Source organism: Geoanaerobacter pelophilus (assembly GCF_018476885.1).
Classification (GTDB): Bacteria; Desulfobacterota; Desulfuromonadia; order Geobacterales; family DSM-12255; genus Geoanaerobacter; species Geoanaerobacter pelophilus.
The window spans coordinates 187,431-212,421 of the sequence record NZ_JAHCVJ010000005.1; the positions used below are offsets into that span (position 1 = coordinate 187,431).

Here is a 24,991-nt window from a genome sequence, read left to right on the forward strand (position 1 = left end):
TTTTATACACAAATTTGGGCGGTTACTTGTCGCGTACATCTCAGCAGTATTTCAGGTTTTCGGACGGGCTTTTATCTTTGGTTTGCCATCTTCGATCACTACGCGAAACTCGATATTGCTGCAATTGTGCTTATGCCGGAGAGATTCCTTTTGGTTAAGCAGGGTGGATTTCAGTGATTCCGGGTTGATGCCTTCGGTCCCAAGGTTACAGGCTTTCCGCGCTTCAATGTACTGGGCAAACACGCCATCGATATCGCTGTTGGCAGGTGATGCGGAGCCGCCGTTGCCAAGCTCCTGATTATGCTGGTGCATCCCCATTCTGAACTTGTCTCTGGAATAGCGCCCTTCTTCGATTTGCCGGTTGATCCTGTTCCAGTATTGTTTGTAGCTTTGCAGGCGGGCAACCAGGGAGTTGTATTTGAATTTGACCATGGTGTTGACAATAGTGGTCCCAACATATTTCCGCGCGGTCTTGTCAACCTCTTCCAAAAGTTTTAGTGGCTCCCGCTTTTCCAGGCCAAGGAAATACTGCTCGTATTTGCGCACGAGTTCGTTCAGCTTTTCCTCAAAAATCATTATTTCTTCAGCAATTCCCATGCACTCTCCAAGTTTGTAAACTATATCCAGATAATTTGGGCAAGTAAAGTCAAAATGACAGCTGAGAATGAGGCAAATGAGCCTTATTTCTTGACGGTTTCAAAGACTAGTGTATATAAAAAGGGACGGTTTCATAGACTGCTCAATTGTGGAGGTAAGCGTAAATGAGCGAAGTGGCGGCACTTGTCCTGGCAGCTGGCAAAGGTACCAGGATGAAGTCAGAGCATGTCAAGGTTCTGCATGAAGCAGGAGGCGTGCCTCTGATAGATTGGCCGGTAGCTGCCGCCAAAGAGGCGGGAGCCTGCAGAATAGTGCTGATTGCCGGGCATCAGGCTGAAAAGGTGCAGGCTCATTTCAGCAATGATCCGGCGATAAGTTTTGCCCTTCAGGAGGAGCAGCTCGGCACCGGCCATGCAGTTGCCTGCGCCAGGTCGGCACTGGGAGGTTTTACCGGAACTGTTCTCATCCTGTGTGGAGACGTGCCGCTGATCCGCGCGGAGACTCTAAGCGCGATGCTTGACGCCCACCGGGCTCGAAAAGCGGAATTGACGGTTCTTACCACTCATGTTGCCAACCCGTTCGGCTATGGTCGTATTGTCAAACGTGAAGGCGGACGCATAATCAGAATCGTGGAACAGAAGGATGCGACCCCTGAAGAGCTGCAGATAACGGAAATCAATTCCGGGATCTACTGCGTAGAGGCAGGGTTTCTTTTTGATGCCGTGGAGCGGCTCTCCAATGACAATGCCCAGAAGGAATACTACCTGACGGATATTGTCAAGCAGGCTGCGGAAAAGGACCTGATGAGCCTGGCATTCCCGATCAGTGATGCCGACGAGGTCATGGGAGTGAACGACCGGGTGCAGCTTGCCACTGCCGGGGCTGTGCTCCGCAGGCGGATTAATGAAGCGCTTATGCTGTCCGGGGTAACAATGATAGATCCGACAGCTTGTTATATTGACCGGAGCGTTACGATCGGCAGTGACTCCATTATTCACCCCAATGTGCATATTTCCAGTAGGACTGTAATCGGGAAAGGGTGCGTTATTGAGCCGTCGGTTGTGATTAAAAACTGTGTCATTGCCGAAAAAGTGACGATAAAAGCCGGGTCGGTCATGACTGACTCTACCATTGGCGAAGAGGCGGCCATTGGTCCGATGGCCCACCTGCGGCCTGATTCGCAGCTCGGGCCGCATGTCAAGATCGGCAATTTTGTGGAGACCAAGAAGATTATCATGGGTGAAGGTTCCAAGGCATCGCATCTGACCTACCTTGGCGATGCCTCTATCGGGCGTGACGTTAACATTGGCTGTGGCACGATAACCTGCAATTATGATGGGGTAAAGAAGCACCGCACCGTTATCGGTGATGGCGTTTTTGTCGGCAGCGATGTCCAGTTTGTCGCTCCGATCACTGTCGGTGCCAATTCACTTATTGCGGCAGGTACCACCGTTACCCAGGACATTCCGCCTGATTCGCTGGCCCTTGCCAGGGTTCCACAGGTAAACAAGGTAGATTGGGTCAAAAAGAAGAGGAGTGCGTAAATGTGTGGAATTGTAGGTTACATCGGCGGCCAGCAGGCAACACCAATCATCATCGACGGCTTGCGACGCCTGGAATATCGTGGTTACGACTCAGCCGGTGTCTGCACGATAACTGACGGCTGTGTTGAGATCCGCCGCAGCGAGGGGAAGCTGGTAAACCTGGAGCGGTTGATCGGGGAGCGTCCCCTGACCGGTACCATCGGTATCGGCCACACCCGGTGGGCTACCCATGGCCGACCTTCCGAGACCAACGCCCATCCGCACCAGGCAGGTTCGATCATCGTCGTGCATAATGGGATAATCGAGAATTACCTGAAGCTCAAGGAGATGCTAAAGGCGAGAGGGTGCCAGTTCCTGAGCGAGACTGATACGGAGGTCATCTCTCACCTGATCGAGATTCGCTTCCAGGAAACCGGAGATTTCGAAAAAGCTGTGCGTCAGGCCCTGTCTGAACTGCGTGGAGCCTATGCTGTCTGCGTTCTCTGTCAGCGGGACGCTGAGGTCATGATTGCTGCCAAGCAGGGGTCGCCGATGGTTGTAGGATTGGGGGAGGGAGAGTACTTTGTCGCCTCAGACATCCCGGCCATCCTGTCGCATACCCGCAACATGGTTTTTATGGAAGACGGGGAAATGGTGATCTTTCGCAGTGGCCAGCCGGTTTTCTCAACCGTTGCCGGGGAGCCGCTGGAGAAGAAGTCTCGCCATATCGACTGGTCGCCGCTTATGGCAGAAAAAGGTGGCTACAAGCACTTCATGCTCAAGGAGATTTTCGAACAGCCCAGGGCGGTGCGCGACACCATAACCGGCCGGCTTCTGGAAGAGCAGGGGGATGTCTTTCTTGAAGACATGAAGCTTGCCGATGAAGAGCTGAAATCTGTCGACCGGGTCTGCATAGTTGCCTGCGGCACCTCCTGGCATTCCGGCCTTGTCGGCAAATTCCTGATCGAGGAAATGTGCCGGATTCCAACCGAGGTTGATATTGCCTCGGAATTCCGCTACCGGAACCCGGTGATTACCGATAAGACCCTGTTGGTGCTTATCTCGCAGTCGGGGGAAACCGCTGACACCCTGGCAGCGCTGCGCGAGGGTAAATCCCGCGGGGCCAAAAACGTTGCCATCTGTAATGTGGTCGATTCTTCCATCGCGCGTGAGTCCAACGGTGTCATCTACACCCATGCCGGGCCCGAGATCGGAGTTGCCTCGACCAAGGCCTTCGTGACGCAGCTCGTGGCGCTCTACCTCTTTGCCATCCGTTTCGGCCAGGCCCGCGGCACAATAGACATTGACCGCGGCCGGAAGATGATTGCTGATCTGGTCCATTCCCCTTCCTTGGTCGAAGATGCCCTCAAGCTTGATCCGCAGGTTGAGAAGGTTGCCCGTACCTATATGACGGCCCGCGATTTCCTCTATCTCGGCCGTGGTACCAGCTACCCAATTGCCCTTGAAGGGGCACTCAAACTGAAGGAGATATCTTACATCCATGCCGAGGGTTATCCGGCCGGCGAAATGAAACACGGCCCCATTGCCCTGATCGACGAGAACATGCCGGTGGTGGTGCTGGTGCCCAAGGACCGTCATTATGAAAAGGTTGTTTCCAACATGGAAGAGGTCATTGCCCGCGGTGGCAGGGTCATCGCCATCTGCACCGAAGGGGACGAAGAGGTTAGAGCCAAGGCCGAAGTGACCCTGGAGATTCCGCCGGTTCCAGAAGACCTGCTGCCGTTGGTCCTCTCTGTACCGCTGCAACTCCTGGCATACCATGTCGCAGTGCTGAAAGGGACCGACGTGGACCAACCGAGGAACCTGGCGAAATCAGTTACGGTGGAGTAGGAGGGGATAACATGCTCAAGATCATCATCCTAACATTGTGTCTAACCGTTTTAGCGTCATCTGCCTGTGCCGAAACAATCAAAATCGGCGGCTCTGGCAGCATGATCCCCATGCTGACCGATATAGCTAAAGCCTACATGGAGCAGCATCCCGGCGATAAAGTGGAGGTTAACCAGAAGTCTTTGGGGCAGCCTGGGGGAATAGAGGCTCTCACTGCCGGCTCAGTCGATATCGCCATGTCTGCCATCAGACTGACTGATGCCCAGCTGCGGCTCCCATTAAAAGCTTATGAAATTGCTAGAGTTGCAGGGGTGGTTGCAGTCACCAATGATGTGCCTGTATCGAACATTTCCACGCAACAGTTATGTGACATCTACTCCGGGAAGATAAAGACCTGGGAACAGTTTGGCGGCAATGACTCAGCTATTCTGGTGCTTACTCGTCCCGAAAGTGACAGCACCAAATTCAGGTTGAGAAAGTCGTTTGCCTGCATGGAGAATTTGAAAGAATCTCCCGCCGCCGTGAATTTGCCGAAATCACAGGATATGTTTAATGCGCTTGTCTCCAAGAGCAATGCAATAGGCATTGTGGATGCGATTGCTATGGCTGAAGGTATCGGCAAGTTCAAGGCGATCAAAATTGACGGCAAAAACTACTCGCAATATGAAACTGGTCAATGGCCTTATGGCTATAGAAATCAGCTCGTAGTAAGAAATACCGAGACAAAAACCGCAGTGAAAAAGTTTTTGGAGTTTGTGAAATCTCCAGAAGGCCAGTACTTAATCCAAATGAACAAGGCCACGCCTGTTGATTTCAGCCTGTAACAAAGAATAGACTGTAGCTTGAGCCTTCTCTTACCAGCATCTGCGATTGGATTTCTGGTGCAAAGCGCCCTCTGTCTTTCGGGAAGCTTACGAGTTCACTGGCCACTATTTTTTCACCAGCATGATTGAACAGGGCATCCTGCGGATAATGGCATCGTTTTCTCCACCAAAGAGGGCATGTTCAATGTGTCCCTCTTTATGCGCGCTCATGATGATCAGGTCGATTTTCTCTTCTTTGACCACTTTCACTATCTCCTCGACCGAATCGTGATCGCTGACCAGTTCTTTTATGGGGAACCCACTGTTTGTCTCTTGTTTTATGACCTTATCCAACTGCTCTTTTGCTTCCTGCTGACTGTTACTGTAATTTTTGTACTCCTCCGCAGGAAAAAGTCCCGGTGCGTTCACTGCCATTAAACCGACTGGATTGGAAACAAGGTGCAGAACCAGGAGTTTAGCATCGTACTTGCGAGCGAGCGAAATACCGGATCTAATGGCTTCCCTGCTGTACGGGATCATCCTGCTGACAACAAGTATGTTTCTGATGTTTTCCATAAGACCCCCTCTATTAAAATAGATGCCGTCAATTGTTACTAATGGTTCAGCATCAATCGTGCCCTTTTGTAAACAATAATTGTTGAATTATTTAAGGTGGTTACAGTGTGCCTCCTTAAACTCCACGAGTGTATTCTTCTGTAACATTTACTGCCGATCCGGCAGGGCCAGCACATAATATTCTGATTTAACGATTCTATTTCAACATACAGCTATGTGTATAGCGCAACAATTGTGGCAACTTGTAATTCCCTCTCCCCGTATGCTCGCCTTATAATTACCCTGTACAAACAGACCGTTGTTTCCGCTGGTCGTCCCTGGCACGTTAGTTGCCATTTCCCTCCTTGACAGAACTCTAAGGTCAATCTATTCCGCTAAGAGCTTTGCCCTGCAGGAGTTTCAGTCATTATTGCAAGGGGGTAGCCATGAATTGGATAAAATTTGCTGTCACGTTGGCAGCATCAGTAGCAGTGATCGCTCCAAGGCTAGTTAACGCGGAGGATGCGCCCGTGGCCGTTCAGATTGTAGACGCACTAAATAAACACTTCGGTGTGCATCCCGGCTATCGTGCAAATCATGCGAAGGGAATCGTTGTTAAAGGGAGTTTCAAGGGCTCGCCGGAAGCCGTAGCAGTGAGCAAATCACCTTTGTTTGCCGGCGAAAAGCTCCCGGTAACCGTGCGTTTTTCCGATGCGGGCGGATTGCCCGATGTCCATGATGCCTCGCCAGTTGCAAATCCACATGGAATGGCAATCAAGTTCCATCTGCCCAATGGCGGTGAAAGCGATATAGTCGTCAACTCGCTCAAGTTCTTCCCTGTGGCCACACCAGAGGAGTTCCGCGACCTACAGTTGGCAGCCGCCACAACTCCCCCCGGTTCACCAATGTCGGCTCAATTCAAAACGTTTCTCGCCAGCCACCCGAGCGTGGGGAGAGCTAACGCCACGCTTGGCATTCCAGCCAGCTTCGCCGATGAGCAGTACTACGGCATCAATGCGTTCGTATTCACCAACCGAGCCGGCAGGAAACAGGCGGTTCGGTACATCATTGAGCCTGAGAAAATCGTGCACTTAAGCAAGGAGGAAGGGGCGAAAAAGTCACCAAACTACCTGATGGACGATCTACTCGTGCGTCTTGCCAAAGGAGTTGTGACGTTTCATCTCAAGGCGCAACTTGCCGCAGCCGGTGACCCTACCAAAGACCCGACCCAACCGTGGCCGGAGGATCGTAAAGTCGTCGATCTCGGAGTCCTGACAATTGACAAGAGTGTCGCCGACAGCATTGCTGCGCAAAAGGAGCTGCTGTTTCTGCCAGGTCGTCTGACCGACGGCATCGAGCCATCGGATGATCCACTGATTGCGGCACGCGACAGTTCCTATGCGGTGTCGTTCGGGAGACGCAATCTAACACCTTAATGACGAAAGGGAGTCTGAGGTGAATAAAGATAACGAGTGTCCGGTAACGGATGTGAAGACTCCATGGAGAAGTTCCTGCACGACTTTGTAACGGCGTGGGAAAAAGTAATGAATCTTGACCGTTTTGACCTCGTCTGATCGCATCGGTTTCCTCGGTAGAGTGCAAGCATTACATACTCAGTTAACGGTTTATACCCTGGGGCAAACGGTAGCCTTTTGGTGAGTAAAAACAGTTAACTCGATTTATGGAGGAACAGATGAAAAAAAGGGCAACACAGACACTAGAAGAGGAGCATCACATCATCCAGAAGGTTGTGGGCGTTATGGCCATCCTGGTTGAAGAGTTGGACAAGGGAAAGGAGCTGGAGGTTGGAGTCCTCCGGGATATGGTTGAGTTCATGCAGGTTTTTGCTGACAAATGTCATCATGGCAAGGAAGAGGGTATTCTCTTTCCACTCCTTGAATCTAAAGGAGTGCCGGTAAACGGCTGTCCCCTGGGGATTCTCATTCATGAACATCAGAATGGCAGGAAACTCGTTGCGGAGCTAGGCGAGGCCACCGGGGCTTATGCAAGGGGAAAACCGGAGGGGCATGACCTTTTGCGCACAAGCCTGCAAGGATTGGTTAGCCTCTACCCTAACCATATCTGGAAAGAAGACTATCTCCTCTTTCCCATGACCGACAAGATTCTGAACAAGCAGGAGCAACAGGATCTGGTAGAGAAATTCGAATTGGTGGAAAGATCTATCGGTTTGGACGTCCATCACCGGTTTGAACAGTTGGCGGTTACTCTGGCAGAGAAATAAAGGTCTCACAGAAACTCAAAGAGTTCGAGGACGATCTCCACAAACATGTTCACCTGGAGAATAATATCCTCTTCCCGAAAGCTGCAGAGCTTTGAGTAAATTGATAGTAACTAGCAGATTCCCTTCGGTAATTGAGTATGTGTGACTGCTAGCAGAGAAACCGGTTACATTGGCAACTCACAACCAAGTATTCGAAGTAGATCGGATGGAACGGTGATTTTTAGCGGGATAGCCAGCGAACTGTCGTGCACCTTTAACGTGAAAGGAGGAGCAACTATGGGCTTTTCAGGCAAAGAAGCGCTCATCATCGGAGGAGGAAGCGGCATGGGTCTTGAGGTGGCCAGGTTGCTGGTACACGCAGGTGCCACAGTGACAATGGTAGGTCGTCGTCAAGCAAAACTTGAGGGGGCACGTGAAGCTTTCGAAACTCCCGACAAGGCGCATATTTTTCAGTGTGATCTTACTAATAAGGATGAAGTTGACAATCTGATTCGCCACGTGCGTGACAAAATGAAGGATGTTAAATATCTTGTTAACGCAGCGGGCGTTTTTTCCCCGAAATCCTTTTTGGAGCATATGAGTGAGGATTATGACGCTTACATGGATCTCAACAAGTCTGCTTTCTTTGTGACTCAGCAGGTGGCGAAGAACATGACAGCAACCGGCGGCGGAGCAGTGGTCAACATAGGCTCCATGTGGGCTCATCAGGCAATCAAGGCTACTCCATCGTCTGCCTACTCAATGGCCAAGGCTGGCCTGCACTCATTGACCCAACATCTGGCAATGGAACTGGCGGATTATGGCATACGTGTCAACGCTGTGGCTCCGGCCGTAGTTGAGACTCCAATTTACAGCTCTTTCATCAAACCAGACAATATTCACGAGGCGTTGCAAGCCTTCAATGATTTTCACCCTATTGGCCGTATAGGTAAACCTATTGATGTGGCATCGGTGATCATGTTCCTGCTCTCAGATGATGCAAGCTGGGTTACAGGTGCGATCTGGAATGTGGACGGCGGGGTTATGGCTGGTCGCAACCGGTAGCCGACTAAAATTTATCAATTAGTAATATGAGGTGGATAGATGAAAAATGCACGATTGGTTGTAATCGGCGGAGATGCTGCGGGGATGAGTGCCGCCTCACAGGCAAAACGCCATTGTCCGGAACTTGAGATTGTCGTTTTCGAGCGGAGTCCACACACCTCTTTTTCCGCATGAGGGATTCCATACTATGTCGGCCGGGTTGTCGACAAGGAAGAATCTCTCATTATCCGCACACCGGAAAAGTTTCGGGAGCGTGACCGGATTGATGTCAGAATTCTCCATGAAGTCGAGGAAATTGATCCCGCTGCAGGAAAAGTTCGCGTCCGCGATCTGCAGAGCGGCAGAATCTGGTGGGAACAGTATGACCAGCTGCTGATCGCAACCGGCGCCCTGCCGCTCTGTCCGGATCTGCCGGGCTCAGATGCCATGGAGATCTGTGGGGTAAACACCCTCCAGAGCGGTCTGGAACTACGGCAAAGACTTGATGGCGGAGGTATAAAAAAATGCGTGGTCGTTGGCGGAGGCTACATCGGTCTGGAGATGGCCGAAGCCCTCGTCAGGCATGGCCTGGAGGTTTCCCTTGTCAACAGGGCTCCACAGGTCATGGTGTCCTTGGATTACGACATGGGGGCACTGGTTTCAGAAGCGCTGCGCGATCTCGGAGTAAGCCTGCATCTGGAGGAGACCCTGACTGCGTTCGAGACAAAGAAAGACAAAGTGACTGGAGTCGTGACCGACAAACGGACGCTGCCTGCTGACATGGTGATTCTTGGTCTCGGGGTGCGCCCCAACACTGCGCTCGCCGCGGCAGCTGGCATCCCTCTTGGTGAACAAGGTTCAATCCGGGTGAACGAGCGGATGGAAACTGAAATTGCCGGAATCTGGGCAGCGGGAGATTGCGCCGAATCGTTCCATCTGGTAAGTCGTCGACCTTTCTATATTGCCCTCGGTACGGTCGCCAACCGTCAGGGTAGGGTGGCCGGCATCAATCTTGGAGGAGGTTACGCCACCTTTCCGGGGGTAATGGGAACTGCCGTCACAAAAATCTGTGAGATAGAGGTAGCCCGCACCGGCCTCCAGGAGAAAGAAATAAAGGCACTTGGCCTCGAACATGTGAGTGCCATTATCAAGAGCCGGACCAAAGCAGGATACTATCCGGGTGCCGGAGAGATTACCGTCAAACTGCTTGCTGAAAAAGGGAGTGGTCGTCTGCTGGGAGGCCAGATTGTTGGGATGGAAGGTTCGGCAAAGAGGATCGATACGGTGGCAACCGCCCTGCATGCTGGCTTTACGGTAGAAGATATGATTAATCTCGACCTTGGTTACGCTCCCCCGTTTTCACCGGTCTGGGATCCGGTGGTAACTGCAGCCAGAGCAGTGGCTAAGAAGCTATAATTCGAACCAGCTAATAGTGCGGCACAATTCTCTTTGGCTCGACGGAACCAAACTGGTAGGTCTCCTCCGCATGTTAATTAGCAGCAAGTTAATCGCCAGTAGAGTTGCTAGGCTGACATCAGAGCCACAAGCTTAGGCGCTCAAAGCTGCGAAAGGAACCAGCACCATGATAAAAAGAGTAATTCTTTTTTGCTGCTTGATCTTAGTCGCAGCCATTGCCAATGCCACGGACAGTTGCAACGAGTGCCATGGCAATCGTCAGCGGATGGAGTCTCTTGGGGCCGGAGGTTTCACTGTGACCCGCCTGGAGACGGAAGCGCAGACACACATGCCGGTAACCTGCAGCGAGTGCCATCTCGGGAATCCCGATGCAACAGAGAAGAATAAGGCCCATGCCGGGTTGGCCCGATTGCTTGTGGTGTCTAAGAAAGGGCTTGCTGTCATTACCTCAGCCAGAAGGTATCCACTTGCATACGATACAAACCCAATGAACCGAATGTTCCCTGTTACCGGCAAAAATGGCAAGCAGGTCAGGGATGCATCGGTGGCCGCGATTTCATGGCACGATAAAAAGATCGATACCCTGAGCCAGGATTTCGAAGTGATGAGAAGGACTTGTGGGGCGTGCCATCAGAAGGAGTTTGACGAATTCTCCAAAAGTACCATGGCAACTAACGGCAAACAGAGCCAATACAAGGGGTGGATTTCGAAAGACCGGGGTCCCCACAACTGTGGCCCATGGTTTGAAGGCAATTTAGAGTCTATGCAGGCAAACACCATGCTCCCCATGTCACCGGAGAGCAACCGCATCAACCAGAAGGTCTGCAACAGTTGCCATGTCGGCTGCCTGGACTGCCATTATAAACCGCAGAAGATAAATCCAGCTGATCCAAATTCCGGGCCGCATACTTTCATGAAAACGCCACCATCCGAAAGCTGTTACGGTAACGGGAGGGCCTCCATCTGTCATGCCGGTCCCGAGGACCGGCGCCGCGGTGCTGGATATTTTGGCGGATCGTTTTCATTTCCCGAAGGCAACGACCCGGATGTCCATCTTAAAGCGAAAGTCGGCTGTCTTGATTGTCATGAAAGCAGCAAGAGCAACCTTTCTATCGGCCATGGCATGGTCAAGCGACAAGCCCAGGACTCATGCAAGCGCTGCCATGCCGATGTGGTTAAAACCCATGCAACCACCATTCACAGAAATCTTTCCTGTGAAGCCTGCCACATTCAACGGGTAGCGGGCTATCAGGGTACTTACTGGGGCCCAGGTTACATTGCCGGAGCGGCGACTCCATATTTCAAATATAAGGCATATTACGGCTACATGCCGGGACCTGTGCTGATTAGAGACCAGAGTGGGCGCTGGATTCCGGTAAAGCCATTTCCAATGGCGGTTATGAATCAGAAGACCTCACCTTTCAAACCAGGTCTCTACTGGCGTTATCCCCTTGGTCTTCCGGACCTGAAGAGAACAGACGATGCCTGGGGCTATGTGGGGCTGTTTGGCAATTTACCGGAAAACAACAACGCTCTGCTCTGGATTCAAATGGACAAGGTGTCCCACAAGTTGGGTAAAAGCCGTTCTTGTGACTCGTGTCATGAGACCACTGACGGATCACAAATGCAAAAGGTCACCTGGGAATACTCTGACCCCGGAGCCTTCACGTTCAACGGCAGTCACGAGGTTCTTGCCAACCGCAACGGTCTTTACATTAAAGGGATGCAATCGGAAAAAATAGAACTGGAGAAAGGCTATGCCTTGTCGGCACTTGCGCCGTGGGTTTATCTGAAAGATGCCTGGCAAATTCAAGGTGACTTTTCTTTGCCTGTCATAATAGACAGAGGAAAGTACGACCTGTTGAAAAACAATCATGATTCATCAAAGAAATTCGGTTTGATTCATAAGTGAGGAGTTTGAGGTTGTGTGAGGTGTCCTGTCAATAATGGACACTCTTACCCAAGCGGCTGCCGCCTTTATATCTGAAGTTTAGTACAAATGCGGCTGGGGCTAAATAGCCAAAGCGCGAATGTCGCCGTTGGCGGTTATAGAATATCTCGATGTTCTCTCGTATGGAGGCCTCTGCCTCTGTGACTTTATGGCTATAGGAATCAGCTCGTAGTAAGAAGCACCGAGACAAAAACCGCAGTGATAAAGTTTTTGGAATTTGTGAAATCTCCCGAAGGCCAGTACTTAATCCAAATGAACAAGGCCACGCCTGTTCATCTTAGCCTGTAATAAAGAATCGGCATAGATACAACAAGAGCCGCCTCTTGCGGCTTCCGGCGCCATCTGCTCAGGCTCACCCTCCGAACAAAACCTTAATACCTCAAAAATTTCCGACAACTAACCCAAAGTCAATGCGCCCCAAGCAGTATGCCTGGCTAATCTAGAATCAATTTGTGCATGTGGGAGATCTGCCAGTTCATTGTTTTATAGTGAATCACAATATTTGCTAATGTTTACCGGCTGTATACCGATACATGCTGCATCAGCAAATATACTGATACGCAGATGTTAACGGGAGACTCGGGGATGGAATCGGCTGATGAACAACTGAAAAGTGAACAGGTTCTGTGCGAGATAAAACGACAGCATCATTCAAAGGAAGTCGTTGATGTTGAAGAGCAGAAGGTCAAAGTTGTTGTTTTTACCTCGGGCGGCAATCGTTATGCGTTTTACGGGTCGGATATCAGAGAGATTTTAACTTCCTGCGAAATCGCCTGGGTGCCGGGCCTTCCTGAATATCTTCCCGGGCTCATAAACGTGCGTGGCGATATTGAGTCGGTCATCGACATTCGCCATTTCCTGGGCGAAGAAAAGGCCGACCCGCGTAAGAGTCTTATTGCCATGGCAGTCAGAGGGGATTTTCACTCCGGCGTTATGATTGATGCCATTGAAGATGTGGTGGATATCCCGGTTAACATGATCAAACCCCCTCTTATGACGCTCAACGGAGATGCCCGCGAACTGGTGGCCGGTGAAATCGAGCATGGCAACGAGATCGTGACCTTGCTCGACATCGTAAAGCTGGCGGCAAAAATATCATTATGAGCGCTGCCCCTGCGACATGTCTCAATCTGCTGCTCTTTTCCGTTGGAGGTGTCCGTTTCGGCATAGAAGCCGACCAAGCTGAGTCTATTGCCGCGTACACTGGTGAAACCGGGAATGACCTGTTCCGGTTCCATGATGTCGTTCCCTATGGCGATGACTCGATCACCTATGCAGCGCCAACCATAATTACCGTCAGGACAAGGGGCTTTCGCCCATACCGCGTGATCATTGATTCAATGGAAGATATTGCCGAATTCAACCAGAACGATATTCGCCCATTCCCGCCACTGCTTGAACCATTCGCTTTACGCAAGGGGATGTGGGGCATCCTGGTAAGGAACGGCAGCATGGTGCTGCTCGTTGATTTTCAACGGCTGACAATAGAAGGGCAGGTAGAAGGCATCTGATCTTAATCGAAAAGCATGGAGGGGAGTTACCCATGAAGCTGACCACAAAGTTTATCCTGATAAACGTCATAATTGTAACAATGGCCATTGCAATTACCACCTGCTTCGTTTTTGTCAGTGTTCATAAAGAGATAGACCGGCAGGCCAGCAAATCGCAGGAAAGCATCCTGAAAAGTTTTTGGGAGCTGCTTCGCACCAAAGGTAGTGATTTCAGCGTTACCAATGGCAAGTTGATGGCAGGTAATTACGTTATTAACGGAAATTATGAGCTTCCCGACAAGATCACGGAAATCTTCGGCGGTACGGCAACCATATTCATGGGTGATACCCGCGTTTCGACCAACGTCCTGAAAGCTGATGGCGGACGGGCGATAGATACAAAACTTGTCGGCCCGGCTTACGACTCAGTCATAAAGGAGGGAAAACCGTACCGGGGAGAGGCAATTATCCTCGATATCCCTTATTTTACCGCCTATGACCCAATCAAGAACAAAAAAGGGGAGACCATCGGCGTACTGTATGTGGGAGTGAAAAAGAGCGATTATTTTGCCGCATACAACCACCTGCAATGGGTAGTTATTGTCACAACAGCGGTCATCACCATAATTTTCTCATTCCTTGTCGGCTTTCTGGTAAAGAAGTCTCTTTTCCCGATCATAGGCAAGGTTTCCGGCATTTCCGAAAAAATCCACTCCCATGCGGGTGACATTGCTTCAACCATGGATCAGCAAGCAGATTTCGCCACCCAACTCGCCAGTTCGGTGATCGAGATTTCGTCAACAATGGAAGAATTCTCCTCCACAGCGAGCCAGATAGCACAGCACAGCCAAAGTGTGGTTGAACGGGCAGACAAGACACTGGATGACTCTAAAACCGGGGCGGCCGAGGTTGAGAACCTGACGTTCAAAATTAACGACATCAGCCAGAACATTCAGGCAAATCTGAGCGAAATAGTAGAACTGGGGAGAAGGTCAAAAGAGATCAACAAGGTAATGGAGATTATCAACAATATTGCCAACCAGACAAAGCTGATCGCTTTCAACGCTGCCCTTGAGGCTGCGAGCGCCGGTGAGGCCGGAAAACGTTTCGGTGTGGTGGCGGTTGAGATCCGGCGGCTGGCTGACAGCGTGGTCGAATCCACCAAAGAGATCGAAGGGAAAATAACCGAGATCCTGGATTCGGTCAACCGGCTGGTGATGTCTTCGGAAAAGAGTTTCGAACTGATACAGGAAGGACAGGAGTATGCCTCTCACACAGTTATGATGCTTATCGAAAGTGTCGATGGCGTGGAGGAGACCGCCAACGCTGCGCGGCACATCTCGCTTTCCACACAACAGCAGCAGGTTGCCAGCAGTCAGGTTGTGATGGCGCTCAAGGATATCGAAAAAGGAGTCCGGTTTTCCACTGACTCGACCCACCAGTCAAGCGTTGTTACCGGCCAACTTGCCTCATTGGCCGAAGAGTTGAGATCATTGGTCATGTTCTTAAAGGCTGGTGACAAGGTGGCTGATAGTGAACTGAAATCGACACGGGAGACCAACTGACCTATGGGGGGCTCTGAGGGCGCAATACGGGTTCTGGTGGTTGATGACTGCGAGCCAATACGCGAGATGATCCGGGCCATCCTTTCTGCTGAACCGGATATTGTCGTGGTTGGTGAGGCTGCTGATGGCGCCGATGCCGTTGCCAAGGCCTCTCTGCTCAAGCCCGATATCGTGACCATGGATATTGAAATGCCGGTCATGGGTGGACTTGAGGCCATAAAGAGGATTATGGCTCAGAATCCGCTGCCGATCCTCGTGATAACATCCCTGACTGATGTCCGCACTGCCTTCGATGCCGTATCCAACGGGGCCCTGGACGTCATTGAAAAACCGAATATGAGCCCTGAAAGCGCTCAAGATCTCGTAAAAAGACTCCGTCGCTTGAGCCGGGTGGATGTCCCGAAACACCTTTCCGTTATGGGGAGACGGCCCCATAAGCATGCTGAGAGCGAAAAGGCTCCCCTCCCACCTGTAACGAAAGGGAGCATCATTGCTATTGCCGCTTCGACAGGCGGCCCCCAGGCAATCAACAGCATTCTCTCCCAGCTGCCTGCTACATTGCCGGTTCCGATCATCATTGCCCAGCATATTGCCGAAGGTTTTACCCAGGGGATGGCGGACTGGCTGAACAGCGGCACCCCGCTGAAAGTTGCAGTCGCGTGCAACGGTGACATTCTCAAAAACGGCAATGTCTATCTTAATCCTGCCGAACATTCAATGAGGATAACGGAGTCGGGAATGATCCTGCTCAGCGACAGGGATCGGCAGCAGATCTACAATCCATCATGCGATATTCCCCTTGCCTCGGTTGCCTCCGCATACCGGGGGCGGTGCGTAGGCCTTATTTTAAGCGGAATGGGTGATGATGGCGCCAAGGGCATGCAGGCGATTAAAAAATCGGGAGGGGTAACTCTGGCTCAGGATGAGAAAAGTTCCGTGGTGTACGGCATGAACAGATGTGCCGTTGAGCTTGGCTGTATTGACAAGATACTGCAGCTTGACGATATCCCGGCCGAGTTGCTGTTGCGAGTCGGCGGCAGGCAGTGAACCGTTCCATATGGCCGAAATGATGAAAAGCGCTATCGATCTTGCCCCTTTCAAGGAGTTGATGCTCCAGACCTGCGGTTTTTTCTTTGAGAGCGACCGTGAGGCCACTCTTGTTGCAGGTATCATGCAGCGGATGTCACAGAGGGGGATTGATGCAGCGGACCGCTATCACGATCTTCTTGCTGCAGACCCTGATGAGTTCCGACAGTTCATTGAACTCATGACCGTGAACGAGACCTATTTCTTTCGGGAGTCGCATCATCTGGAGATGTTGGTCGATTACGTCGTACCGCAAATCCTGGCAGAGCGGAAAACTGGCCTCATACGAATTGTAAGCGTCGGCTGTTCCACCGGTGAGGAACCGTATTCAATTGCCATAAAGCTACAAGAGCGTTTCGGCGATGACAGCAGGCGCCTGTTTCAGATCGTGGGAACTGATATCGACTCCTCTGTAATTGCGAAGGCGAAACTTGCAACTTATGGAAAAAACTCTTTCAGGAATATGGACGAAACAATCCTTGAGCGCTATTTCAAGCAGAGTGGGACAGGGACATATCAACTCGACAGAACCAGAAATCTTGTCAGTTTCGAGCAGGTCAACCTCAAGGATGCATTCTATCCCGTTCTCATACAACAGGCAGATGTGATTTTTTACCGAAACGTCTCGATTTATTTCCCCTCCCTTGTCCAGCGGGAAATTTTCGGACGCCTGGCTCTGCTGCTCAGGGAAGGCGGTCATCTGTTTGTCGGTACGACGGAAACCATGCAGCATGACATCGGAATCCTCACCCTCGTGAATCGAGGTTCCGTCTTTTTTTATAGAAAAATTGCCGGTGCGAAAACTGATGAGATTCGAACATTGAAACAGGAACCTGCGGAACGGTTGCAGAAAAAACCTGAATCATTCCGGAGGCCAGTAACTGGCGATATTCCCGTATCCACGGCGCCGTCACAGGTCCGGACCGGCATGGCAACTTCTGGACCGAAATCATCAACCTCTGCCAATAACGGCAGCGTAAAAAAACAGTTTGATGATGCCTTGCAGATGGCCATTTCAAGCAGGCTTGACGAGGCATTGGCACTGCTTGATGCCATTATTGAGCAGGATAGCTCTTTTACGAGGGCACATTCCCTCAAGGGCAGTATCTATATGAGCAAATCCAGGTTCAAGGAGGCCGATGCCCTCTGCAACACCATCCTTAGCCGTGACCCGCTCTGCCTGGAAGCATATCTCATGCTGGGCGTTACGGCACGGCATGCGGGGGATGATGAAAATGCCCAGCGCCGCTTCCGCGAGGCACTTTATCTGAAGTCCTCTTGCTGGCTGGCACATTTCTATATGGCAGAGATTCTTTTTGGCCAGGGTGACAAAAACAGGTCTAGAAGCGGATATGAAGCGGCTCTTCGCGTTCTGGAAGAAGGCTCGTCTCTGAAGCGGCAAGAAGAGTTCTTCCCGTTAGCTTTTAATGCCGAACAGTTCATGACTATCTGCCGACACAAGTTGTCGTTATTGAAGAATGGATAAATAATGGCTTTAGATCATTCCAAATTTATTGCCCGTTTTGTTGATGAAGCCAGGGAACATTGCTCCCGCCTTAGCGAAGGCCTGCTCAATCTAGAAGGTTCGTCCGGCGATACCGAGCTGATCAATGGTCTGTTCCGGTCGGCCCATACGATCAAAGGGTCGGCGAAGATGATCAAGCTGGCCGGCATTGCCGAGCTGGCCCACAAAATGGAGGATATTCTCGATGCGGTTCGCAGCGGCAAAATTCTTCTGACCACTGCTGCTTCCAACTCGCTGTTTCGGGGGGTGGACGCCCTTCTGGCGATGCTGGATCGTATTGCTGCAGGGGAAAGTTCTCCAGAAGCGCCTGCCGCGCTCTGCGCAGAGCTTGCAAAGGCGGCTGCTTCTGAGGATACGCCGGCACCGGAGCAACCGCCGTCGGCTTCGGCTTCTCCGGTTCCAGATCTTGTTGCCGCTCCGGCACCTTCTCTTGAGGGCGTAACGCCGCCGGCACCGGCTTTGGCGCCATCAGCCGAAGCCGCTCAAGAACTTGAGAAACCTGCCGCATCCCAAATGGCACCCCCTTCATCAGCTGCTCCTGTCGAGAATAGCAAGCCCGCTCCCTCGCCAGCCAAGCCTCGACAGATCGATTATCTCCGGATCAACGCGGTAAAGCTTGATGACCTGATCAGGCTCATGGGTGAGATCGTCTCGGAACAGGGGAGGTTCCGGCGGCATGTCGCACATCTGCGCGAACTAGAACATGCCACCGCGCTTTATCTGGCAGGCATCGCCGAACTTCTTGGCAAGGACGCCCAGGTAAATAGCGAGCACAAGGCAGTTATTGAGGCAGGAGCCGCGCTGCACCTGTCCTTGCGCCAATCGGTGAGAGCCCTGCACGACGAATCCCTTATGCAGGATCATCTCATCACCGATCTCCAGGAAACCTCTCTAAATCTTCGCATGCAGCCGCTTTCCACCGTTTTTGATCCGCTGCGCAGAACCGTCAGGGATCTTTCGCAGGAGCATGGCAAGGAGATCGATTTCATTGTGGATGGTGGTGAAACCGAACTTGACCGGAAGATTATCGAACGGATCGGCGACTCTCTCATGCATATGATCCGCAATTCCATTGACCACGGCCTGGAAAACGCCAAGGAACGGGCCGTATCCGGCAAGCCGCTCAAGGGAACCATCAGGCTGTCGGCATATTACGACAGTGGCTGTGTCACCATAGCGCTGAGTGACGACGGAAAAGGGTTGGCTGCCGACAGAATTCGTGAAAAGGCGCTTTCCAAGGGTCTGTTCGATGCCGACACCCTGGCTAGAATGTCACATTCGGAGATATGCAATCTCATTTTTATGCCCGGCTTCAGCACCAGCCCGATCATTACCGACCTCTCGGGCAGAGGGGTGGGGATGGATGTGGTCAAGAGAAGCATCGTTGATGAACTCAAAGGGTCAATTCATACCGAAACCAGGGAAGGGAGCGGAACCACCTTTCTTCTTCGGCTCCCTCTCAACCTTGCGGTGTTCACGCTGTTTCTCACAACGGTAAGCGACAAGACCTGCGCTCTGCCAGCCACCTCTATCGTAGAAATCCTCACAGTTCAACAGCATGACATCATTGAAATCGTCAATAAACGGGCAATCCGCCTGCGTGAACAGATCATCCCGGTGGAGAAGCTAGCCGCAATCCTCAAACTTCCACAAGATGGTGTGCAGGGGAAAAATGAAGCAGTAATCGTCATTATCAGGAACGGAGAGGAAAAGCTCGGCCTGATAGTTGATGAGATCCTGGGTCGGGAGGAGATGGTGGTCAAGCCACTTCCCCAGCATCTTCAGAACCTCCGGATGGTCTCGGGAGTCACCATTGGCGAGATGAACAGCATTATCAATGTTCTGCATATTCCGGAGTTGTTCATTACGGCCCATGAAATAACCGCACCCGCGAATAGGGTTGCACAGGCAAAAGACAAACTAAGCCGAACAGTACTGGTCGCAGACGATTCTCTCAATACGCGGGAGATTGAAAAAAGCATACTTGAGGCTTACGGCTATGTAGTGGAAACAGCCGAAGACGGCCAGGACGCCTTTGAAAAAACCCGCGACATTATGTACGACCTTGTAATCACTGATGTGGAGATGCCCAGAATGGATGGGTTCTCCCTGACCGAGCGGTTGCGTGATGATGATCGCTACCGGAATATTCCGATCGTCATCGTAACCTCTCTGGAAAAGGAATCGGACAAGAAGCGTGGCATAACGGTAGGAGCCAACGCCTACATCGTAAAAGGTGCTTTCGATCAGTCCAACCTGCTTGAGACGGTTCGCACTTTGATCGGATAGTTTGTGCCTATTACAACCCAAAAAGGAGTCAGAACATGAGTGCTGCACCTGCAAACATTCTGGTAGTGGACGATGACGAATTTACCGGCGAGTTGACGGGGCTGATTCTTGAATCGGCCGGATATGACACGGTGATTTCGTTAGGCGGCATCGATGCGCTGGAGAAACTGGCGAACGACCCAACGATAAACGCGGTGGTTTCGGATATGAACATGCCGGGGATGGACGGAATTCAGCTCTTTGCTGAGTTGCGCAAGCAGGGCTTCTCTCAGCCGTTCGTTCTCCTTACCGGAGAAGAGGCCGCCCCCCTAAGAATCGCCCATCCGGATATGCAGGCAGTACTAACCAAGGATGAACAGCTTCAGGAGGTTCTTCCCGAGGTTGTTGAATCTCTTATCGCCCGTCCTTGAAAGGATGATCACCTATGAGCACTCAGGTTATTTCAGTTGCTAACAAACTGCAGCGGATACGAGATTCATATATCAAACAGCTTCCCACGCAACTGGAGGCGATCCGCAAGGCATATGACGATCTGTGCCAAGGGCCTATGGAGGATGAGGGGCTAAAAGATCTGCATCGGCTTATCCACACCATAAAGGGAGCGAGCGCATCCTTTGGCTTGAGCGGATTAAGCGCTGCCGCAGCGGTAGGGGAAGGCCTGGCAAAGGAGGCGATGCAGGCCGATGAAATACCTGGTGACTGGCGCCATAAGATGACAGAGAGTATCAACGGGATGAGCGCGGAGGCAGCAAAAATTGAAACTGCCCAGGAGGTTGACCTTAATACTTTGGAACTGGTGGCTGCCACCGAGTCCTCGATAGGCAAGGAAACCAAAATGGTTTACCTCTGCGAGGACGATTCCTTTCAGCGGCTGACTATGGCAACCCAGATCGGCTGTTTCGGCTTCGAGGTTGTCTCCTTTGCAGATCTGGACCAACTCAGCCAGGCTGTGAAAAATTCTCCTCCTGCCGCCATTGTCATGGATCTGGTATTCCCAGGCCGACCGCTGGGTGGGGCCGAGACCATTCAGAAGCTCCAGTCAGGGCAGGATGTTGCTATCCCGACAATTTTCATCTCCTCACATGACGAGCTCTCTTTTCGGCTTGCGGCTGCCAGAGCCGGTTCTGATGCCTATTTCGTCAAACCGGTAAACCTCACTGTTCTCTGTTCGACCCTCAGCTTGCTTACCTCAACGGAAAAGCCCGAACCTTACCGGGTAATGATCGTGGATGATGACCCGCATCTTACTGAATTGTACTCCACCATTCTCAGTAGTGCCGGGATGGTAACCAGAACCTTGAACGACCCGATGTTGGCAATGCCACTGCTCTTTGAATTCAAACCGGACCTGATCCTCTCGGACATGAATATGCCGGGGTGCAACGGAATTGAACTTGCCCGGGCAATTCGGCAGATCGATGCCTATTCCGGTATTCCCATAGTCTTTCTATCGAGCGAAACCGACAGCGACCTGCCGTTTCACGCAATGAGGGTGGGTGGTGACGAATTCCTCTCCAAGCCGATCAAGGCGGACCACCTTATCAGTGCCGTATCCGCCCGCGCCGGACGCATGAAAACGATTCGTCAGAATATGGTCCAGGACAGCATGACAGGCCTTCTTAACCATACCAACTTCAGGGAACGGCTGATCAGTGAAATTGCCGAAAGCCGCAGTTGCGGTAAAAAACTCTGTTTCGCCATGATAGACATTGATGGTTTCAAGAAGATCAATGACAGCCATGGACACCCCACCGGAGACCGGGTCCTGATCGCCATGGCACGTTTCCTTCAACAAAGGTGCCGTAAAACGGACATTATCGGTCGTTACGGCAGCAATGAATTCGGGGTCATCCTTCCTGACTGCGACATCCCCACGGCCGCACCCCTTTTTGAACAGCTTCGGGAAAGCTTTGCCGCCATACGCTTCCCGGCTGGAACCGACTCCTTCAGCGCAACATTCAGTTGTGGTATTGCCGCACTTCCACTTCAAGGTGATGCCGAACAGATTTGCAAGGCAGTGGACGATGCCCTCTCTGAAGCAAAAAAAGGTGGGCGCAACAAGGTTGTTGCTGATCAGCAGTAATCAGGAACAGGTTTCATTTTACCCGGAGGTTGATTATGCCTGAAAAACCTAAACTGGCGATCTATTGGGCGGCTTCATGTGGCGGTTGCGAGATCGCGGTGGTTAACCTTCACGAAAAGCTCCTTGATGTTGACGCCGCGTTTGAGTTCATGTTTTGCCCATGCCTTTTGGATACGAAGAAAAAGGATATCGAGGCATTGCCCGACAAGAGCATCGCCATTACCCTGTTCAATGGCGCCATCCGTACTGGGGAAAATGAGGAGATGGCCCAGATTCTCAGGAAAAAGTCGCAACTTCTGATCGCCTTCGGTTCCTGTGCCTGCGAGGGGTGCATTCCCGGTCTCGCAAATCTCCATTCCAAAAAAGACATTTTTAAAGCGGTGTATCTGGATAATCCAACCATCGACAACCCTGACGGCACCGTCCCGTCAATCTCCAACGAGGTTCCGGAAGGTACGCTGACCATCCCGGCATTCCATGAAAAGGTCAAAACTCTTGGGCAGGTGACCGAGGTCGATTACTTCATCCCCGGCTGCCCACCCGAGTCCCACCAGATATGGAATATTGTGGCTGCTGTTGTCAGCGGGGCACAACTCCCTCCATTGGGAAGCGTGATCGGCGGCGGGTGCATCTCAGTCTGCGACGAGTGTGAGCGGGTCAAAGCAGACAAGAAAATTGAACGTTTTTACCGTAACTTTGAAATTACGCCTGAGCCTGAAAAGTGCCTGCTGGAGCAGGGCCTTCTCTGTATGGGAATCGCCACCAGAGACGGATGCGGCGCCCCTTGCCCACAGGCTAACATGCCCTGTACCGGTTGTTACGGCCCGCCCGAGGGGGTAACCGATCAAGGTGCCAGGATGATTGCCGCTCTTGGCTCTATTCTCGATATCGGTGACAGCAAAGGGAAGAGTGAGGAGGAGATCGCTGCCAGAGTCGAAGCCCTTCTCGACAGGATCCCGGACTATGCCGGCACTTTCTACAAATACAGCCTGCCCGGTTCGATCATCGGCGGGAAGGTGGACAAATGAACCGAATCTCGATAGATCCCATTACCAGGCTTGAAGGACACGGAAAGATTGATATTTTCCTTAACGAAGAGGGGGACGTAGCTAACGCCTACTTCCAGGTGCCGGAGCTTCGCGGCTTCGAGCGGTTCTGCGTCGGTCGTCAAGCTGAAGAGATGCCGGTCATAACCAACCGCATCTGCGGGGTCTGCCCCGAAGCTCATCATATGGCAGCAACAAAGGCACTGGATGCCCTTTTTGCTGCTGACCCGCCGCCCGCCGCCAAAAAGCTGCGGGAGCTTTTTTACTCGGCTTTTTATGTTACGGACCACACCACCCACTTCTATGCTCTGGGTGGGCCGGACTTTATCATGGGGCCAGATGCCCCGCCAGGTGAACGCAATATCCTCGGCGTAATCAGAAAAGTCGGGCTGGATATCGGCAGGCAGGTGATAGAGTGCCGTGCCCGCAACCATCATGTCATCAAGACTGTGGGGGGGCGAAGCATTCACCCGGTTGCCGGCCTCCCCGGCGGCTGGAGCCGTCCGATTACAGAGAGCGAACGGGATGAGATTGTTGGTATTGCTCAGAAGAATATCGACTTTGCCCTGTTCACCCTGCAGGTCTTCGAGGATCTGGTACTCAAAAACCAGGCTTACGTTGACCTGATCACTGCCGATACTTACACCCACAAGACATATTACATGGGACTGGTTGATGGACAGAACCGGGTGAACTTCTATGACGGTACCGTACGAGTCGTTGGACCGGACGGGGACGAACGGGTCAGGTACCCTGCGAAGGATTACGCCTCCCACATCGCCGAGCGGGTGGAACCCTGGACCTACCTCAAATACCCCTATCTCAAGGATGTCGGCTGGAAAGGGTTTGTGGACGGCCCTGAAAGCGGTGTCTATGCCGCTTCGCCGCTCTCCCGGCTGAATGTTTCCGACTGCATGGCCACTCCCAGGGCTCAGGAACAGTATGAACTTTTTTACGAGACATTGGGCAGTGGCAAGGTCAATGGCCGTTACAAGCCGGTTCACTATCGGCTGGCAACTCATTGGGCGCGGCTGGTGGAACTACTCTACGCTGCCGAGCGGATGCTGGAGCTGGCCAACGATCCAGAGATAACCTCCCCTGATCTCAGGACCGTACCCGGCGCCGTTATCGGTTGTGGTATAGGGTGTGTGGAGGCTCCGCGCGGAACCCTCACCCACCATTACGAGGCCGATGAGCGGGGGGTGCTGACCAGAGTAAACATGATCGTCGGCACTACCAATAACTACGCCCCCATGACCATGTCGATCAAGAAGGCAGCCCAGCAGATCATCACCAAAGGGAAGGTGGTCGAAGAGGGAATGCTGAACCGGATCGAAATGGCCTTCAGGCTGTATGACCCGTGCCTTTCCTGTGCCACCCATGCCGCAGTCGGCAGGATGCCGCTCAGCGTCAATATCCGCGATCTGTCGGGCGAAATCATCCGCACTGTGAGCAGAGGGTGATGCGCACCATCGTAGTTGGACTGGGCAACCCGATCCTTTCTGACGACAGCGTAGGGATCAAGGTTGCCGCATTGGTCAAGCAGGCTATCCCGGAAAATGCCGGGGTAGATGTTGTTGAAGCGTATGCCGGAGGTCTCAGGTTGATGGAGGCTATTGCCGGTTACGAACGGGCGATCATCGTGGATGCAATGAAGACCGGCTTACACAAGCCGGGCACAGTTCAGATGCTCTCGCTGGAATCATTAACCAAGACCCGCAATACCCTCTGTACCCATGACGGTGATCTCTCCACAGCCCTTGCGCTGGGCAGCGATCTGGGGCTGGCGCTTCCCGGTCTTGTTGAGATTATGGGGATTGAAGCCGACGATGTTGAAAGCTTCAGCGAGGAACTCAGCAGTGGAGTGAGCATGGCTCTTCCGCTGGCAGTGGCGGATATCCTTTGCCGCTGCGGTATTTTTGAATCTGAATACACTATTGATTAAG

The 24,991-nt window shown here is 52.0% G+C and carries 21 protein-coding genes and 1 pseudogene; 20 read left to right on the plus strand and 2 right to left on the minus strand.

The window, feature by feature from the left end; all coding sequences use genetic code 11:
• Positions 1-51: 51 nt before the first annotated feature.
• On the minus strand, positions 52-597 hold the full coding sequence (locus tag KI809_RS13160) for an MXAN_5187 C-terminal domain-containing protein (protein WP_214172031.1): 546 nt from the start codon (positions 595-597) through the stop codon (positions 52-54).
• Positions 598-761: 164 nt separating this feature from the next.
• On the opposite strand from KI809_RS13160, the gene glmU reads away from it, so the two are divergent.
• From glmU to KI809_RS13175, 3 genes are read left to right on the plus strand one after another with little or no spacing between them, the layout of a single operon-like run.
• A complete protein-coding gene (gene glmU, locus KI809_RS13165; protein ID WP_214172032.1) occupies positions 762-2,141 on the plus strand; it encodes a bifunctional UDP-N-acetylglucosamine diphosphorylase/glucosamine-1-phosphate N-acetyltransferase GlmU in 1,380 nt (459 codons plus the stop codon).
• Positions 2,142-3,971, plus strand: a complete 1,830-nt coding sequence (gene glmS / locus KI809_RS13170; protein ID WP_214172033.1) for a glutamine--fructose-6-phosphate transaminase (isomerizing) — start codon at positions 2,142-2,144, stop codon at positions 3,969-3,971.
• Between the two features lie 11 nt (positions 3,972-3,982).
• A complete protein-coding gene (locus tag KI809_RS13175; RefSeq protein WP_214172034.1) occupies positions 3,983-4,795 on the plus strand; it encodes an extracellular solute-binding protein in 813 nt (270 codons plus the stop codon).
• A 105-nt stretch (positions 4,796-4,900) separates the two neighbouring features.
• On the opposite strand, the gene KI809_RS13180 is transcribed toward KI809_RS13175, so the two are convergent.
• Positions 4,901-5,350: a universal stress protein gene (locus KI809_RS13180; protein ID WP_214172035.1), complete on the minus strand. Its 450-nt coding sequence runs from the start codon at positions 5,348-5,350 to the stop codon at positions 4,901-4,903.
• A 425-nt stretch (positions 5,351-5,775) separates the two neighbouring features.
• On the opposite strand from KI809_RS13180, the gene KI809_RS13185 reads away from it, so the two are divergent.
• The 17 genes and pseudogenes from KI809_RS13185 (at position 5,776) to KI809_RS13265 (ending at position 24,990) form a co-directional block, all read left to right on the plus strand.
• Positions 5,776-6,765, plus strand: coding sequence for a catalase family peroxidase (locus tag KI809_RS13185; protein WP_214172036.1), 990 nt, complete (start codon positions 5,776-5,778; stop codon positions 6,763-6,765).
• Between the two features lie 257 nt (positions 6,766-7,022).
• Positions 7,023-7,571, plus strand: coding sequence for a hemerythrin domain-containing protein (locus KI809_RS13190; RefSeq protein ID WP_214172037.1), 549 nt, complete (start codon positions 7,023-7,025; stop codon positions 7,569-7,571).
• Between the two features lie 8 nt (positions 7,572-7,579).
• Positions 7,580-7,666, plus strand: a pseudogene (locus tag KI809_RS13195) (iron-sulfur cluster repair di-iron protein); the annotation flags it as partial.
• 181 nt (positions 7,667-7,847) lie between these two features.
• On the plus strand, positions 7,848-8,615 hold the full coding sequence (locus KI809_RS13200; protein ID WP_214172038.1) for an SDR family NAD(P)-dependent oxidoreductase: 768 nt from the start codon (positions 7,848-7,850) through the stop codon (positions 8,613-8,615).
• Positions 8,616-8,654: 39 nt separating this feature from the next.
• Positions 8,655-10,010 (plus strand): FAD-dependent oxidoreductase, encoded by a 1,356-nt coding sequence (locus KI809_RS20875; protein WP_214172039.1) that lies wholly within the window; start codon positions 8,655-8,657, stop codon positions 10,008-10,010.
• Between the two features lie 166 nt (positions 10,011-10,176).
• Complete coding sequence (locus KI809_RS13210) at positions 10,177-11,922, plus strand: cytochrome c3 family protein (RefSeq protein ID WP_214172040.1); 1,746 nt, start codon at positions 10,177-10,179, stop codon at positions 11,920-11,922.
• A gap of 624 nt (positions 11,923-12,546) precedes the next feature.
• The gene (locus tag KI809_RS13215; RefSeq protein ID WP_214172041.1) at positions 12,547-13,065 is read left to right on the plus strand and encodes a chemotaxis protein CheW; all 519 of its coding nucleotides are present in this window, start codon (positions 12,547-12,549) and stop codon (positions 13,063-13,065) included.
• Positions 13,062-13,472: a hypothetical protein gene (locus tag KI809_RS13220; protein WP_214172042.1), complete on the plus strand. Its 411-nt coding sequence runs from the start codon at positions 13,062-13,064 to the stop codon at positions 13,470-13,472. Before KI809_RS13215 ends, KI809_RS13220 begins: the two co-directional genes overlap by 4 nt.
• A gap of 32 nt (positions 13,473-13,504) precedes the next feature.
• Positions 13,505-15,016, plus strand: a complete 1,512-nt coding sequence (locus KI809_RS13225; protein ID WP_214172043.1) for a methyl-accepting chemotaxis protein — start codon at positions 13,505-13,507, stop codon at positions 15,014-15,016.
• Positions 15,017-15,019: 3 nt separating this feature from the next.
• Entirely contained in the window at positions 15,020-16,063 is a 1,044-nt protein-coding gene (cheB, locus tag KI809_RS13230; protein ID WP_214172044.1) for a chemotaxis-specific protein-glutamate methyltransferase CheB, read from the plus strand.
• The gene (locus tag KI809_RS13235; protein WP_214172045.1) at positions 16,014-17,588 is read left to right on the plus strand and encodes a CheR family methyltransferase; all 1,575 of its coding nucleotides are present in this window, start codon (positions 16,014-16,016) and stop codon (positions 17,586-17,588) included. The genes cheB and KI809_RS13235 overlap by 50 nt, the downstream gene beginning before the upstream one ends.
• Positions 17,589-17,591: 3 nt before the next feature.
• Positions 17,592-19,916, plus strand: a complete 2,325-nt coding sequence (locus KI809_RS13240; RefSeq protein WP_214172046.1) for a hybrid sensor histidine kinase/response regulator — start codon at positions 17,592-17,594, stop codon at positions 19,914-19,916.
• Positions 19,917-19,951: 35 nt separating this feature from the next.
• Entirely contained in the window at positions 19,952-20,326 is a 375-nt protein-coding gene (locus tag KI809_RS13245) for a response regulator (protein WP_214172047.1), read from the plus strand.
• A 14-nt stretch (positions 20,327-20,340) separates the two neighbouring features.
• Positions 20,341-21,999 carry a response regulator gene (locus KI809_RS13250; protein WP_214172048.1) on the plus strand — a complete coding sequence of 553 codons (1,659 nt, stop codon included), beginning with the start codon at positions 20,341-20,343 and terminating at the stop codon, positions 21,997-21,999.
• 35 nt (positions 22,000-22,034) lie between these two features.
• Positions 22,035-23,027 (plus strand): NADH-quinone oxidoreductase subunit B family protein, encoded by a 993-nt coding sequence (locus KI809_RS13255; RefSeq protein WP_214172049.1) that lies wholly within the window; start codon positions 22,035-22,037, stop codon positions 23,025-23,027.
• Positions 23,024-24,508 carry a Ni/Fe hydrogenase subunit alpha gene (locus KI809_RS13260; protein WP_214172050.1) on the plus strand — a complete coding sequence of 495 codons (1,485 nt, stop codon included), beginning with the start codon at positions 23,024-23,026 and terminating at the stop codon, positions 24,506-24,508. The genes KI809_RS13255 and KI809_RS13260 overlap by 4 nt, the downstream gene beginning before the upstream one ends.
• A complete protein-coding gene (locus tag KI809_RS13265; RefSeq protein WP_214172051.1) occupies positions 24,508-24,990 on the plus strand; it encodes a hydrogenase maturation protease in 483 nt (160 codons plus the stop codon). Before KI809_RS13260 ends, KI809_RS13265 begins: the two co-directional genes overlap by 1 nt.
• Position 24,991 lies beyond the last annotated feature (1 nt).

Coding starts and splice junctions, on each gene's coding strand:
- KI809_RS13255 (WP_214172049.1), top strand. CDS start 22,035: ATGCCTGAAAAACCTAAACTGGCGATCTATTGGGCGGCTTCATGTGGC.
- KI809_RS13220 (WP_214172042.1), top strand. CDS start 13,062: ATGAGCGCTGCCCCTGCGACATGTCTCAATCTGCTGCTCTTTTCCGTT.
- KI809_RS13185 (WP_214172036.1), top strand. CDS start 5,776: ATGAATTGGATAAAATTTGCTGTCACGTTGGCAGCATCAGTAGCAGTG.
- KI809_RS13265 (WP_214172051.1), top strand. CDS start 24,508: ATGCGCACCATCGTAGTTGGACTGGGCAACCCGATCCTTTCTGACGAC.
- KI809_RS13180 (WP_214172035.1), bottom strand. CDS start 5,350: ATGGAAAACATCAGAAACATACTTGTTGTCAGCAGGATGATCCCGTAC.
- KI809_RS13200 (WP_214172038.1), top strand. CDS start 7,848: ATGGGCTTTTCAGGCAAAGAAGCGCTCATCATCGGAGGAGGAAGCGGC.
- glmS (WP_214172033.1), top strand. CDS start 2,142: ATGTGTGGAATTGTAGGTTACATCGGCGGCCAGCAGGCAACACCAATC.
- KI809_RS13250 (WP_214172048.1), top strand. CDS start 20,341: ATGAGCACTCAGGTTATTTCAGTTGCTAACAAACTGCAGCGGATACGA.
- KI809_RS13210 (WP_214172040.1), top strand. CDS start 10,177: ATGATAAAAAGAGTAATTCTTTTTTGCTGCTTGATCTTAGTCGCAGCC.
- cheB (WP_214172044.1), top strand. CDS start 15,020: ATGGGGGGCTCTGAGGGCGCAATACGGGTTCTGGTGGTTGATGACTGC.
- KI809_RS13225 (WP_214172043.1), top strand. CDS start 13,505: ATGAAGCTGACCACAAAGTTTATCCTGATAAACGTCATAATTGTAACA.
- KI809_RS13190 (WP_214172037.1), top strand. CDS start 7,023: ATGAAAAAAAGGGCAACACAGACACTAGAAGAGGAGCATCACATCATC.
- KI809_RS13175 (WP_214172034.1), top strand. CDS start 3,983: ATGCTCAAGATCATCATCCTAACATTGTGTCTAACCGTTTTAGCGTCA.
- glmU (WP_214172032.1), top strand. CDS start 762: ATGAGCGAAGTGGCGGCACTTGTCCTGGCAGCTGGCAAAGGTACCAGG.
- KI809_RS13160 (WP_214172031.1), bottom strand. CDS start 597: ATGGGAATTGCTGAAGAAATAATGATTTTTGAGGAAAAGCTGAACGAA.
- KI809_RS13245 (WP_214172047.1), top strand. CDS start 19,952: ATGAGTGCTGCACCTGCAAACATTCTGGTAGTGGACGATGACGAATTT.
- KI809_RS13260 (WP_214172050.1), top strand. CDS start 23,024: ATGAACCGAATCTCGATAGATCCCATTACCAGGCTTGAAGGACACGGA.
- KI809_RS13240 (WP_214172046.1), top strand. CDS start 17,592: ATGGCTTTAGATCATTCCAAATTTATTGCCCGTTTTGTTGATGAAGCC.
- KI809_RS13215 (WP_214172041.1), top strand. CDS start 12,547: ATGGAATCGGCTGATGAACAACTGAAAAGTGAACAGGTTCTGTGCGAG.